Annotated in this window: 13 protein-coding genes, 1 tRNA gene and 2 riboswitches; of the genes, 2 read left to right on the top strand and 12 right to left on the bottom strand. The window is 62.1% G+C overall.

Annotated features, from left to right (window positions below):
* Positions 1 to 91: 91 nt before the first annotated feature.
* The 4 genes from ASG25_RS19145 to tesB all read right to left on the bottom strand — a co-directional run bounded on the left by ASG25_RS19145 (position 92) and on the right by tesB (position 3,603).
* A complete protein-coding gene (locus tag ASG25_RS19145) occupies positions 92 to 424 on the bottom strand; it encodes a hypothetical protein (RefSeq protein ID WP_062477829.1) in 333 nt (110 codons plus the stop codon).
* Positions 425 to 653: 229 nt separating this feature from the next.
* Positions 654 to 2,090 carry an ammonium transporter gene (locus ASG25_RS19140; RefSeq protein WP_062477825.1) on the bottom strand — a complete coding sequence of 479 codons (1,437 nt, stop codon included), beginning with the start codon at positions 2,088 to 2,090 and terminating at the stop codon, positions 654 to 656.
* A gap of 30 nt (positions 2,091 to 2,120) precedes the next feature.
* A complete protein-coding gene (locus ASG25_RS19135; RefSeq protein WP_062477822.1) occupies positions 2,121 to 2,471 on the bottom strand; it encodes a P-II family nitrogen regulator in 351 nt (116 codons plus the stop codon).
* Positions 2,472 to 2,697: 226 nt separating this feature from the next.
* Positions 2,698 to 3,603, bottom strand: a complete 906-nt coding sequence (gene tesB / locus ASG25_RS19130; protein WP_062477818.1) for an acyl-CoA thioesterase II — start codon at positions 3,601 to 3,603, stop codon at positions 2,698 to 2,700.
* On the opposite strand from tesB, the gene ASG25_RS19125 reads away from it, so the two are divergent.
* Complete coding sequence (locus ASG25_RS19125; RefSeq protein WP_277996170.1) at positions 3,595 to 4,893, top strand: ubiquinone biosynthesis hydroxylase; 1,299 nt, start codon at positions 3,595 to 3,597, stop codon at positions 4,891 to 4,893. The genes tesB and ASG25_RS19125 overlap by 9 nt on opposite strands.
* Before the next feature lie 58 nt (positions 4,894 to 4,951).
* On the opposite strand, the gene ASG25_RS19120 is transcribed toward ASG25_RS19125, so the two are convergent.
* The 4 genes from ASG25_RS19120 to ASG25_RS19105 form a co-directional block, all read right to left on the bottom strand.
* Complete coding sequence (locus ASG25_RS19120; protein WP_062477811.1) at positions 4,952 to 5,140, bottom strand: Trm112 family protein; 189 nt, start codon at positions 5,138 to 5,140, stop codon at positions 4,952 to 4,954.
* 8 nt (positions 5,141 to 5,148) lie between these two features.
* The gene (locus tag ASG25_RS19115) at positions 5,149 to 5,814 is read right to left on the bottom strand and encodes an LON peptidase substrate-binding domain-containing protein (RefSeq protein WP_062477808.1); all 666 of its coding nucleotides are present in this window, start codon (positions 5,812 to 5,814) and stop codon (positions 5,149 to 5,151) included.
* Positions 5,815 to 5,977: 163 nt separating this feature from the next.
* Positions 5,978 to 6,985 (bottom strand): thioredoxin, encoded by a 1,008-nt coding sequence (gene trxA, locus ASG25_RS19110; protein ID WP_062477805.1) that lies wholly within the window; start codon positions 6,983 to 6,985, stop codon positions 5,978 to 5,980.
* Positions 6,986 to 7,067: 82 nt separating this feature from the next.
* On the bottom strand, positions 7,068 to 7,577 hold the full coding sequence (locus tag ASG25_RS19105; protein ID WP_082480370.1) for a prolyl-tRNA synthetase associated domain-containing protein: 510 nt from the start codon (positions 7,575 to 7,577) through the stop codon (positions 7,068 to 7,070).
* A 347-nt stretch (positions 7,578 to 7,924) separates the two neighbouring features.
* On the opposite strand from ASG25_RS19105, the gene ASG25_RS19100 reads away from it, so the two are divergent.
* A tRNA-Gly gene (locus ASG25_RS19100) sits at positions 7,925 to 7,999 on the top strand.
* 201 nt (positions 8,000 to 8,200) lie between these two features.
* Here ASG25_RS19100 and ASG25_RS19095 read toward each other — a convergent pair.
* From ASG25_RS19095 to ASG25_RS19080, 4 genes are all read right to left on the bottom strand, one after another.
* Entirely contained in the window at positions 8,201 to 9,205 is a 1,005-nt protein-coding gene (locus ASG25_RS19095) for an aldose epimerase family protein (protein ID WP_156379822.1), read from the bottom strand.
* Positions 9,206 to 9,339: 134 nt separating this feature from the next.
* Positions 9,340 to 10,263 carry a homoserine O-succinyltransferase gene (gene metA / locus ASG25_RS19090; protein ID WP_062477802.1) on the bottom strand — a complete coding sequence of 308 codons (924 nt, stop codon included), beginning with the start codon at positions 10,261 to 10,263 and terminating at the stop codon, positions 9,340 to 9,342.
* Between the two features lie 49 nt (positions 10,264 to 10,312).
* Positions 10,313 to 10,390: riboswitch (SAM riboswitch) on the bottom strand.
* Positions 10,391 to 10,491: 101 nt separating this feature from the next.
* Positions 10,492 to 12,345 (bottom strand): ABC-F family ATP-binding cassette domain-containing protein, encoded by a 1,854-nt coding sequence (locus ASG25_RS19085; RefSeq protein ID WP_062477799.1) that lies wholly within the window; start codon positions 12,343 to 12,345, stop codon positions 10,492 to 10,494.
* A gap of 2 nt (positions 12,346 to 12,347) precedes the next feature.
* A complete protein-coding gene (locus ASG25_RS19080) occupies positions 12,348 to 12,998 on the bottom strand; it encodes a thiamine diphosphokinase (protein ID WP_062478150.1) in 651 nt (216 codons plus the stop codon).
* A 141-nt stretch (positions 12,999 to 13,139) separates the two neighbouring features.
* A riboswitch (TPP riboswitch) is annotated at positions 13,140 to 13,268 on the top strand.
* The last annotated feature ends 36 nt before the right edge of the window (positions 13,269 to 13,304 follow it).

The following is a 13,304-nucleotide window of genomic DNA, read 5'->3' as shown; positions in this document are numbered from 1 at the left end:
AGGGTAGGCAGAGGAGGTTAAAGCTCCATTAACCATGCCCGTTCAGAGGGCATAAACCGAGAGAAATCGATATGGATCCCGTGGCCTCGCGCTACAGAACGGCCTGATCGCCGATGCCGAGCGCCGCCTGCGCTTCGCGCATCCGCTCGGGCGTGTCCGCCAGCTTGTAACCGGCCTCCACGAGCCGCGTCGTATGGATCTTGTTGTAGATGAACGCCCAGATGATGCCGACGATGAACCAGCCGAGGCCGACGCCGACAAAGGCGGCGATCATGCCGACGGCGATCATCCCGAGACCGATGCCGACATCACCCCGCAGCAGAGCCGGAATGCCGCCGAAGAACAGGCTGGTCCAGCTGAAACCGTAATAGCCGATCTTGGTAATGCCGGTCGCGGGGTTTTGCAGGCGGATCGCAGTGGCCATAATATCCTCATTTAGAAAACCAGAAGATTGAAAAGATTTGAACATGAAGTCAATCGGCAAGTCGACGTTCCCTGTGGGAATGAGCAAGCTGGCAGGGGTGCACGGCTGAAACGGTCAGGCGGCCAGAGGCTGCCGGCAAACGAAAAACCCGGCAGATGGACTGCCGGGTCTGAAGAGAAGCCTGTGAGATGTCCGGCGACCGCACCGAAGCCGATCGCCCGAACGATGCCTACGAGTGGTAGGCCGCTTCGCCGTGGCTCGCAAGGTCGAGACCTTCGCGTTCGGCTTCGACCGGGACACGCAGGCCGACGACGACATCGACGATCTTGTAGAGGATCGCCGAGCCGATACCCGACCACAGGATCGTCACGAGGACACCCTTCAGCTGGGCCATGACCTGCGTTGCCGTGCCGGCGTAGGAGGCTGCGAAATCGGCCGTCGAGTAATCGACGATGCCGGCGCCGCCAAGGGCCGGGTTGACAAACACGCCTGTCAGAAGTGCCCCGACGATGCCGCCGATGCAATGGACGCCGAACACGTCTGCCGTGTCGTCATAGCCAAACTTGTTCTTCACCGTGGAAACGAAGAAGTAGCAGAGCGGCGAGACGATGAGACCCATGACGATCGCGCCCATGGGGCCGACGAAGCCGGCAGCCGGCGTGATGACCACGAGGCCGGCAACGGCACCCGAGGCGGCGCCCAGCATGGAGGCCTTGCCGCGCGTGAAGGTTTCCACGATCGACCAGGAGATGATGGCGGCGGCGGTTGCGACGAAGGTGTTGATCATGGCGAGAACGGCATAGGCATTGGCTTCGAGGTTGGAGCCCGCATTGAAGCCGAACCAGCCGACCCAGAGCAGCGAGGCGCCGATCATGGTCATGGTCATGGAGTGCGGTGCCATCATGTCCTTGCCGAAGCCGGTGCGCTTGCCGACCATGAGCGCGCCGACGAGACCGGCGATGCCGGCATTGATGTGAACCACGGTGCCGCCGGCGAAATCGATCGCGCCGAAGCCGAAGATGAGGCCGGTCGGGCCGTCATAGGCGCTCGGGCCGCCCCAGAACCAAACCATGTGCGCCATCGGGAAGTAGACGAAGGTGAGCCACAGGATGGTGAAGAGAATGACAGCGGAGAACTTGATGCGCTCTGCGAAGGCTCCGACGATCAGCGCGGGCGTGATGGCCGCAAACGTCATCTGGAAGCAGACGAACACCAGTTCCGGAATAGCCACGCCCTTGGAGAAGCTTTCCGACAAGGTGGTGACGTCAACGCCCGAGAGGAACATCTTGGAGAAGCCGCCGACGAAGCTGTTCATCGAACCGCCATCGGTAAAGGCGAGCGAGTAGCCGTAGGTTACCCAGATGATCATGGCAACGGCAGCCACCATCAGCACCTGCATCAGGACCGACAGCATGTTCTTGGTGCGCATCAGGCCGCCGTAAAACAGCGCGAGGCCGGGCACCGTCATCAGAAGCACGAGAATGGTGGACAGTAGCATCCAGGTCGTGTCGCCCTTGTCGACCGTCATGGCCGGTGCAGCCGCGGCGGCTGCTTCGGCAACGGCCGGGGCAGCAGTGTCCTGGGCGAAGGCGACAACCGGCGCCAGGAAGGCGACCGTTGCGGCGCCGAAGCGGCCGAGGGTTGTCGAGAATGTGTGAGATGTCATGTGAAGAAAGCTCCCTCTAACAGCCGTTGCTTACAGCGCTTCTGAATCGGTTTCGCCGGTACGAATGCGCACCGCATGGTCAATGGAGTAGACGAAGATCTTGCCGTCGCCGATCTGGCCGGTCTTGGCGGAGGATGCGATCGCCTCGACCGCCTTGTCGACGATCTCGGACGCGACCGCGATCTCGATCTTCAGTTTCGGCAGGAAGCTGACGGCATATTCGGTACCGCGGTAGATTTCGGTATGCCCCTTCTGGCGCCCGTAACCTTTGACTTCGGTTACGGTCAGGCCCTGGATTCCGACGGTGGTGAGCGCTTCACGAACCTCATCGAGCTTGAACGGCTTGATTATGGCCATCACAATTTTCATCTGGTTTCCCATCCTTGTTCATCTGCGGCTCACATGCCGTCTGTGCATGCCGATGAGCCTTTGTTCCCCAACGACCACGACGTGCTATTCAAGGCGCGTGCCAGTTCGGCACGACATCCAAAAATAAAGGAAACGACAGGGAATCGCCGCATTCACCGAGAGGTGGCGGAGAGAAACGCTAAATATTGGCCAGAATTTTTGGCTATAAAATATGCATTTGGAAAAATTTGCTCAGAGATTACGCATCTGCCTTTTTCCGAATCAGACCCTCTTGGGCGACGGATGCGATCAGGTTTCCCGAACGGTCAAACAGGCTGCCCCGGTTCATGCCGCGGGCACCTCCCGTGCTGGGGCTGTCCTGCGTGTAGAGCAGCCAGTCATCGAGCTTGCTGGGACGGTGAAACCACATGGCGTGGTCGAGGCTCGCCACCTGCAAGTGACGATCGAAGATCGACGTTCCATGGGCACGCAGCGACGTGTCGAGCAGCGTCATGTCGGAGATGTAGGCAAGGACCGCCGCCTGCAACGGACGTTCATCAGGCACTGCGCCCGTCGCCTTGACCCAGACATGCTGCACCGGCTCCTGCGGCTCGCGCGAAACATAGTGCTTCAACGACACGGGCCGGATTTCGATCGGGCGCGGCTGCTCCCAGTAGCGGCGGATCGCCCCAGGCGCATTGGCGAGAAACATCGCCTTCATCTCGGCTTCACCCATCAGCTCTTCGGGCTGGGGCACCAGAGGCGGGGCAATGTGGTGCTCCAGTCCTTCTTCCTCGACCTGAAACGAGGCCGAGAGGGAGAAGATGGCCGCTCCATGCTGGATTGCCACCACGCGGCGCGTCGTGAAGCTGCTTCCGTCACGAATACGATCAACCTCGTAGATGATGGGCACGGCCGGATCGCCCGGTCGCATGAAATAGGCATGGAGCGAATGCACGAAGCGATCCGCCATGACCGTCCGCTGGGCCGCGACCAGCGCCTGCCCGATCACCTGCCCGCCAAACACGCGCTGCCAGCCGACCTGCGGCGACACGCCGCGGAACAGGTTTTCTTCCAGCGTTTCCAGGTCCAGCGTCTGCAGGAGACCGTCCATGGCGGTGGCAGTTCCGGCCCCGGCGGCGTCGTGGAGGGGATCATTGGACATTGCGCGGTCTCCGGCGGTAGGAAGCATGACGTCGATGTTCTATATAGCGCAAAAGGACAAGAACGAAGGACGGGACGGATGATCGATCTATTGGTGGCAGGCGGCGGATATGTCGGACTCTCGCTGGCGGTCGCGGTCAAGACGGCGGCGCCGCATCTCTCGGTGACCCTGATCGACGGCGCGCCGGACGGAGCCTGGCGCGGAGACGAGCGTGCTTCCGCCATCGCTGCCGCTGCATCGTCCATGCTCGACGTCATCGGGGTCTGGCAGACGATCGCGCCGAACGCCGAGCCGATCCGCCGCATGGTCATCACGGACTCCAAGACGTCGGACCCTGTCCGTCCCGTCTTCCTCACGTTCGAGGGCGACGCGGAGGCGGACCGTCCGTTCGCGCACATGGTTCCGAACGTTGCACTGGTCGGCGCTCTGCGGGACAGGGCGGCAAGCCTCGGCATCGAGATCAGGCCATCGACGACCGCCAGCGGCTTTACCGCAGACGATCACGCCGTCCGGCTCAACCTGATCGACGGCGGCGAGATCGAGGCGCGCCTGCTTGTTGCCTGCGATGGTGCGCGCTCCAGGCTTCGCGATGCAGCGGGCATCAAGACGGTGAACTTCGACTATGGCCAATCCGGCATTGTCACCACGGTCGAGCACGAGCGCCCCCACGATGGAACGGCGGAAGAGCACTTCTTGCCGGCAGGCCCCTTCGCCACGTTGCCGCTGCGCGGCAACCGTTCGTCGCTCGTCTGGACCGAAAGGACGGAAGACGCCAACCGCCTGATCGAGAGTGACGACCTCGTGTTCGAGGCGGAACTCGAACGCCGGTTCGGGTACAAGCTCGGCGCCCTGAAGGTTGTCGGCGGTCGCCGCGCCTTTCCTCTCGGCCTCACACTGGCCCGCGCCTTCGTGGCCAACCGCTTCGCCCTGGCCGGCGATTCGGCACACGGCATTCACCCCATCTCAGGGCAGGGCCTCAATCTCGGCTTCAAGGATGTGGCAGCGCTAGCGGAAACCATCGTCGATGCCGATCGCCTCGGTCTCGACATCGGGTCTCTGGGCGTTCTCGAGCGCTACCAGACGTGGCGGCGCTTCGATACCGTTCGCATGGGCGTAACGACGGATGTGCTGAACCGACTTTTCTCCAACGACATCATGCCGGTGCGGATGCTGCGCGATGTTGGTCTGGGCTTGGTGGATCGACTGACCCCGCTCAAATCCTTTTTCATCCGCCAGGCCGGGGCCGCCGCTGGCGGCGATCCAAAACTCCTGTCCGGCAAGCCGATCTAGGCGCTGAAGCAACACCGTCCGCGCTTTCGCTGCGGGACACGGCGACCAAGCGGGGCCATCAGTCCTCGATCTTGCGCGCCTCGGACATAAGCATGATCGGGATACCGTCGCGGATCGGATAGGCGAGTTTCGCCTTCTCCGAAACAAGCTCGTTTTCCGCCGCGCTGTAGCTGAGCCGACCCTTCGTCAAGGGGCAGACGAGAAGCTCGAGCAGTTTCGGATCGACCCGACGGGTTTTTTCGTCCATCGCGATGCCTATTGCAGCATGGTTTCAATGTCGCCGAATGTCTTGGCGAGAACGATCTCTGTGATTGCGATCAGCGTATCGGCGCGGGTCTTCAGGTCCGGCGCTTCGAGAAGCGCCTGCTTTTCAGCCGGCCCGTAGGGCAGCATCATCGCCATGGAGTTGACCAAAGTGGTATTGCCGGCGCGCTCCACGCTCTCCCAATCGGCTTCCAGCTTGTTGGTGTCGAGATAGGCCTTGAAGGCAGCCAGAAGCGCCTCGCGATCCACCTGCGCCTCGTCTTCGGACTCCGTGAGATCGCCCGCGAAGGGCGCTATCTTGAAATTGCGATACCCCTTGACCGGATGCACCTCGTCGAACAGGCGAAAGCGGCAGATGCCAGTCAGCGAGGTGATGTAGCGTCCGTCTTCCATTTCGGCAAAGGACGTGATCCGGCCGACGCAGCCGACTTGGCACAGTGCCTGGCTGTCTTCGCTGTGGTCCGTCAGCGAGGGCTGTACCATGCCGATCAGGCGATTCCCGCAGAGCGCATCATCGAACATTGCGAGATAGCGCGGCTCGAAGATATTGAGCGGCAACTGCGAGCCTGGCAGCAACAGAACACCGGTCAGTGGAAACACCGGAATGACGTCCGGAATATCCCTCGGCTTCAGATATCGTGCATTTCCGACCTGCATCTCAGGCAAACTCCGCCATATCTGGGGCAACGGGTCGATCATCGACCCGTCCGCCTCGCATTAAGGGATCACATGGTGCGCTTGCCGGAAATCTCAAGCGGGAAACGCGCTTGCTCAAATGCCGTATGTCGAACCGGAGGAAACGGCTCCGGCCCCGAAAAGTTCACGAGAACAGGATGGCCGACATCTTGCGGCGTGCCGACAGCGTCGCCGGGTCCGCAGGTCCCCAGACCTCGAAGAAGGCAACCAGCGCGCGTCGGGCACCGTCATCGTCGAAGGTGCGATCCCGCCGCATGATCGCCAGCAGGTGATCGGCAGCCGCCTGGCGGTCGCCCTCGACGTTGCGGATCTTGGCAAGGTTCAAACGAGCGGCATGATCGTCGGGATCGGCGACGAGGGCGGCTTCCAGTGCCTTGGGATCGCCGAGCTTGCGGGCTTCGTCGATCTGGTCGAGCCGCTTCAGCAGGGGGGAAACCGAGGGATCCGCCTTCTGTTCGTCCGAAAGCTCGGACAGGATCTCTCGCGCTTGATCGATGGCGTCCGAGGCCATCATCACCTCGGCAAGTCCGGCTCGAGCCAGGAGATGTTCCGGATCGACCTGAAGCACCGACGCAAAGATGCCGCCGGCGTTCTGGAGGTCGCCTGCCTCGAGCAGCTGCCGGGCTTCGGCCAGCGCGGCCTCGATCTCCGCCGCCTGATCGTCGACCATCGGACCGGCGATCTTCTCGATGAAGGCCCGGATCTGGCTTTCGGGGACCGCCCCCATAAAGCCGTCGGCCGGACGACCACCTATAAAGGCAACCACGGCGGGAATGGACTGAATGCCAAGCTGCCCCGCGATCGAGGGGTGATCGTCGATGTTCATCTTGACGAGCTTCACCCGTCCGCCGGCTTCGGTCACCACCTTCTCGATGATCGGCGTCAGCTGCTTGCATGGACCGCACCAGGGGGCCCAGAAATCCACGAGGACTGGGAGATCCCGTGAGGCCTCCAGAACGTCGCGAGCGAAAGTGGCCGTCGTCGTGTCGGAGATCAGCGCGTGACCCGCAGCAGGCGCGGCGGGCGACGACGGCACCGGCGACGCAGAAGCGCCGGTCGGCGCGCCGCCATAGGTGGCCGTTGCGCTCATCTGACTGCCGTAGGAACCGGAATAGGGATTGTTGCCGCTCATCGAATGCTCCTTGCGGGACCATGCGCAGCCCCGATCCTGCCAACGCCGAATGTCATCCGGCAATCGCCCTCAAGATCGTATGTCAGGCCGCGACTTTCAAGACAAGCGGCACGTGCCCTGTCGCCTCCGCAAAGCGGATCAGATCTTTCGACGAAAGGGACGTGGTTGCGTCGTTCGTCAGGGGATGACAGTTGACGATCTCCTCGGCCATCAGGTCCGCATCCAGAACCAGCGTCACGGCCTTGCCGTGATCGTTGATCACGCCAAGCGCGGTGACGGCACCGGGAATGACGCCCAGATATTCCATCAGCTTTTCCGGCTTGCCGAAAGAAACCTTGCTGGCCGCCCCGATCAGCGTGTGCACCGTCTTCAGATCGACGGTCGCATGCTCCTCGACGGTCAGAAGGAAGTAATTGTCCTTCTTGTCCTTCACGAACAGGTTCTTCGTATGTCCACCGGGAATCTCGTCGCGCAGCGCTACCGATTCGGCGACCGTGAACACCGGAGCATGCTGCTTCGTGCGGTGAGCAATCCCGAGATCATCGAGAAAGCGGAAAAGATCGTCTGCCGTTTTCGGCTGCATGTCCGTCATGTCCTGCTCCTATGCCTGCGCCTCACATGCTTACGAAGCGACAGACCGCAGCGCAATCGCAGAGGCGACAGCGACCATCTCTCGAGCGCAATCCTGAGGATCCTGCCTGCGCCGCGCCCTCTACATCGGGATCTTGGGGAGAATACCAATTCACGGCATAGCTTCCGTGCACCGGTATCATTTCAAAACCCCATCGTAACAATGGTTTAGAAGAAATTTTGGGAATTTTCCGCCGTCACCGTCATTTCCCTGTTGCATTTCCAAATCGGCTGAGCGATATAGCGCCCGTCGCCAACGAAAACCGCGACGCCACGGTCCACCGACTACCCCCGGACCTTGGTTAATGAGCGGGTGTAGCTCAGGGGTAGAGCACAACCTTGCCAAGGTTGGGGTCGAGCGTTCGAATCGCTTCACCCGCTCCATCTTTTCTCACGACGAAGACATCAAAGATGATCAGCAAGTCTGCCCGTAAGGGGGAGCCGCTTGCGTTTGTGCGCGATACGCTTGACCTGACGGAGGCGATGTCCCCACACGACGGGATTGCCCGGGCCGGCAGGCCCAGGAGATGATCGTCCACGTGTTCGATAGGCGGGCATCCACAGCGGACGCCCGCCCGCTGATGGTCAGCTCTTGGTGAAGATGTAATCCGTTTCCTGCCGCAGCGTCTCGCCGGGACGCAGGATCGCGTTCGGGAATCCTTCGTGATTGACCGCGTCGGGCCAGATCTGGGTTTCCAGGCAGAAGCCTGCAAACGGACCATAGGTCCGGCCTTCAAGACCGGGAACCGGCGTGTGCAGCTTAAAGCCGGAATAGAACTGGACGCCGGGCTCCGTCGTGCGCACTTCCAGCGAAACACCTGAATCGATGCTTCGCGCAAGGACGGCGGACCGCTTTGGACCACGGTCGCCCGACAGGCAGAAGTTATGATCGTAGAGCACCTTCGCGCCTTCCGTCTGCCGGCGCATGGATGTCATTTCCCGCAGATCGAACGCGGTGCCTTTGACCGTTGCAATCTCACCCGTCGGGATCTGCCGCTCGTCGGTCGGCAGATAGTGATCGGCCGCGATCATGATGTCGTGGCCGAGCGTGTCCGGGCGACCATCGAGGTTGAAGTAGGTGTGCTGGCAGAGATTGGCGATCGTGGGCGCATCCGTCGTCGCCGTATAGGAGACGCTCAGGCATCCATGACCGGAAAGCCTATAGGTCGCCGCGATCTCGCAGTTTCCCGGATAGCCGGCGCGGCCCGCGGGATCGGTGATCTTCAGGGACACAGAATCCTCGGTGACGTCGAAAATGGTCCAGAGGCGCTTGGCGATGCCGTCGCTGCCGCCGTGAAGATGGGTCACGCCTTTCTCGTTCAGCTCGAGCTGAAACGCCTCGCCGTCGATCGAGAAGCGGCCGTCACCGATGCGGTTTGCCGAACGACCCGGTGTTGCGCCAAAGTAGGACGAATGGGCCGGATAATCTGCGAACGATTCGAAACCCAGCACCAGCGGCGGCGCGTGGCCGTCAAGCCGCAGATCCTGGATCACGGCGCCCCAGGTGATGACGTGGGCCGTCAGCCCGCCACCACGGATCGTCACGCGGTGTACGGGCTCGCCTGTTGTCAGATGGCCGAAAATCTCCATTGCAGTGCTGGTCAAATTGCGCTCCTCGCATGTGTTCGTTCGCAGCGCCATGGGCACCGCCAACCTCGTTCTCTCCCCGCGCTTCCGCGGATCTACCTTGTTGCCCTGCGCTGGCGCGGGCACGCATGATCGCATCAGCGCCCCTTGCCGATCTCGCTCAGTTCGTAGGGCGTCGTCTGATAGATATCGTTGATCCAGTTTCCGAAAAGCAGATGCGCATGACTGCGCCACCGGTTCTGCGGCGGAAGCTCCGGGTCGTTGTGCGGAAAATAGTTGTACGGCATCTTGATGGGCACGCCGGCGTGAACATCGCGGAAATACTCGTCCGACAGGGAGGTCGAATCATATTCCACGTGGTTGAAGACGTAGAGACGATTGCCGGCCTTCTCGTGCACGAAGCAGACGCCCATCTCGTCGGACTCCATGAGAATCCTTAGCCCTGGCACCTTCTCGATGTCTTCCCGCCGAACTTCGGTCCATCGCGATACCGGGATCTGGAAATCGTCAGAGAAGCCGTTGAGATAGACGGAAGACGGATCAAGAATATGGTGGCGATAGACCCCGAAGGCCTTTTCCCGCAGCGGATGCTTGGGCACCCCATGGAAATGATAGATCGCCGCCATCGCGCCCCAGCAGATGTTGAGCGTGGAATGAACGTGCGTATGCGTCCAGGCAAAGACCTCGCACATCTCCTCCCAATAGGTGACCTCTTCGAACGGCAGAAGCTCGACCGGTGCGCCGGTGATGATGAGACCGTCGAAATGCCGTTCACGAACGTCTTCGAACGTCTCGTAGAAGGCGAGCAGGTGATCTTCGGAGGTGTTTTTTGCCTTATGGCTGCCAAGCCGGATCAGCGTGAACTCGACCTGCAATGGCGACGCACCGACAAGACGCGCCATCTGCACCTCGGTCTTGATCTTGTTCGGCATGAGGTTGAGAAGCCCGATCTGCAGCGGCCGGATATCCTGACGGATGGCGGCCGTTTCGGTCATGACCCGCACGCCCTCGGAGACGAGGGTTTCGAAAGCGGGCAGCGTATCGGGTATCTTGATGGGCATCGGCTTCACTCGGAATAACGACACCGGCCGAAATGGAGGGTAGCGGGCGAAACATCGTCCCACGGCCCTTTAGCGACTTGTTTAACGTGGCTGCAAGCCGGCCGGCCAAATCACCACGGCGCCAGTCATAGACCCGATACGGGTGCGAATCAAGGACAGCCGGCGCGCCGTCAAGCGACAGCACGGGACGGACGTCACGGCGAACGACCGCCCCCGCTTGTCGTCTACCTACCCCTCCAACGCCTCACGCAGCATTTCCAGCTCCAGCCACGCGCTTTCCATCGTCTCGATCGACGCCCGCAGCTTTTCGAGTTCTGCCGCCAGGGCGGCAAAGCGCGCAGGGTTCTTTGCAAAGAGTTTCGGATCGGCCATTTCCGCCTCGCGCTTCGCGATTTCGCCTTGCGCCTTTTCCATCTCCTTCGGCAGGTTCTCGAGCGCGAACTTCTGCTTGAAGGACAACTTTCCCTTGGCCGGCTTAGCGGCCGCCGAACCCTGCCCCGCCGTCTGCGGGCTACCCGTCTGCGTGCTACCCGCCTGGCGGGCCTTTTCGGCCTTTTCCGCGCGTTTGCGCTCGTCGGCCAGGCCCTTGCGCTGCGCCATCATATCCGAATAGCCGCCCGCATATTCGATCCATCGCCCGTCCGGCGCTTCCGAGGCGGCCGGCGCGATGGTCGAGGTAACCGTGCGGTCAAGAAAGTCGCGATCATGGCTGACGACGATCACCGTGCCGGCGAAGCCCGCGACGATCTCCTGCAGGAGGTCCAGCGTCTCGATGTCGAGATCGTTCGTCGGCTCGTCGAGAATCAGAAGATTCGTCGGGCGCGAGAGAATACGCGCCAGCATCAACCGCGCCCGCTCGCCGCCGGACAGATTCTTGATCGGCGTGCGCGCCTGCTCGGGCTGAAACAGGAACTCCTTCATGTAGCCGGTCACATGCCGTTGCTCGCCGTTGACCAGTAGTGTTTCGCCGCGCCCGTCGGTCAGGTAATTCGCCAGCGTATCCTCGAGATTGAGGTCTTCGCGTTTCTGGTCGAGCGTCGCGATCTCGAGGTTGGTCCCAAGCTTCACCTTGCCCTCGTCCGGCTTCAACTGTCCGGTGAGCATTTTCAGAAGCGTGGTCTTGCCGGCACCGTTCGGACCGACGAGACCGATGCAGTCGCCGCGATGCACCCGGATGGAGAACGGCGCGACAATGGTGCGCGCGCCATAAGCCTTGGCGATCTTCTCGGCCTCGATCACCAGCTTGCCGGATTCCTGCGCGTCAGAAACGCTCGCCTGTACCGAGCCCTGAGGTCCCTTGTGGCCGCGATAGTTGGAGCGCAGATCCTGCAGAGCGCCGAGGCGGCGCATGTTGCGCTTGCGCCGGGCGGTCACGCCATAGCGCAGCCAGTGCTCTTCCCGTTCGATCTGCTTGCCGAGCTTGTGCTGCTCCAGTTCCTCCTGTTCCAGTACCTGGTCCCGCCAGGCCTCGAACTGACCAAACCCCCGGTCAAGCCGGCGCGACGTGCCGCGATCGAGCCAGACGGTGGCGGTCGAAACCTTCTCCAGGAAGCGACGGTCGTGGGAGATGAGGATGAGGGCACTCCGGGTCTTCTGCAGCTCGCCTTCCAGCCATTCGATAGTCGGCAGGTCGAGATGGTTGGTCGGCTCGTCGAGCATCAGGATATCGGGTTCGGGCGCAAGCACCCGCGCCAGCGCCGCACGTCGCGCCTCGCCGCCGGAGAGATCGTTCGGATTCTCCTGGCCACTCAACCCCAGATGCGAGAGCAGATAGGTCACACGATAGGGATCGTCGCCCGGCCCTAGCCCTGCCTCGGCATAGGCCTGGACCGTGGTATAGGCGCCGAAGTCCGGCGCCTGTTCCAGATAGCGCACCGTGGACGACGGATGGCGAAACACCTCGCCCGACTGTGGCTCGATCAGGCCCGCGGCAATCTTGAGCAACGTCGACTTGCCCGAGCCATTGCGGCCGACAAGGCAGATGCGATCGCCTGGCTCGACCTGCAGCGCCGCACCGTTGAGCAGCGGCGTACCGCCGAAGGTCAGGACGATATCGTCGAGTTTGAGAATGGGCGGCGCCATGGTCAGGCTCCTGTCATGTCGAGGGGGCGGGCGACAAGCATCGCGCGGCCCGTGCCAAGCGTCAGCTGTACGGGTCCTTCCGCCACGTTGGAAATGGTGCGCGATGAGCCGAAGGGCATCGCGAAACGGGTCAAGGGATAGCGCGCGCCGGCAATGGAGAGGTCGGTCAGGGTATCAAGACCCAAGATGGAGAACAGGCAACCCCTCGGCAAGGCGACCTCCGTGATGCCAGGCCGCAGCGGCACCGCCTCCTCCTCGCCCGAGGTAAGAAGAACGTCGAGCCCGGTTTCGGCAAGATGCAGGCTGTAGAGAAGGTGCTGGAAGGCGTGATCGCTGCGCTCGCCCCCAAGCGCGCCGGCGAGAACCAGCTTCCGCGCGCCACGTTCCAATGCCGCCGCCACGGCGATTTCGCCATCAGTCTCGTTTTTGGCGGGCGGATAGGGCTCGCGCCGCACGTCGGGCCAGGCGGCCATCAACGCCTGCGGCGTCGAGTCGAAATCACCGACCCAGAGCTCTGGCGCGAGGCCGATGGCCGCCGCGTGTCGCATGCCGCCATCGGCGGCGATCACGCGGGTTCCGGCAAGCTGCGCGGCGAGCCGGTCGGTCATCGTCAGCGGCCCGCCGAGCAGGATGGTGAATGCAGTTGCGGTCATCGCGCTGCCATAGCGCGAAGCTGCCACAGAGGCAAAGGTGAAAGGCTGTGAAAGCCCGAAAGATATGGGACGCGCGCTCATCTGCTTGTCTGTCGCGCTTGCGTCACCTTGCCAATCTGCGGGACCACGGCTAGATCTTTCCATGCTCTAACGGGGTGCCCTTCTTTGCGCGACGACCCGTCGTTTCGAAAGACCGGCTGAGAGGCGACACGCCAACCCGCGGAACCTGATCCGGTTTGCACCGGCGGAGGGATTAGACGGCTCGCAAGCGCTATCCCCCTTGAACACGTTTTTTGAAGGAGACGC

Source organism: Rhizobium sp. Leaf384 (assembly GCF_001424065.1).
Taxonomy (GTDB): Bacteria; Pseudomonadota; Alphaproteobacteria; order Rhizobiales; family Rhizobiaceae; genus Ferranicluibacter.
Note: the sequence above shows the minus strand (reverse complement) of the source record. Positions and strands in the feature narration are given on the sequence as shown.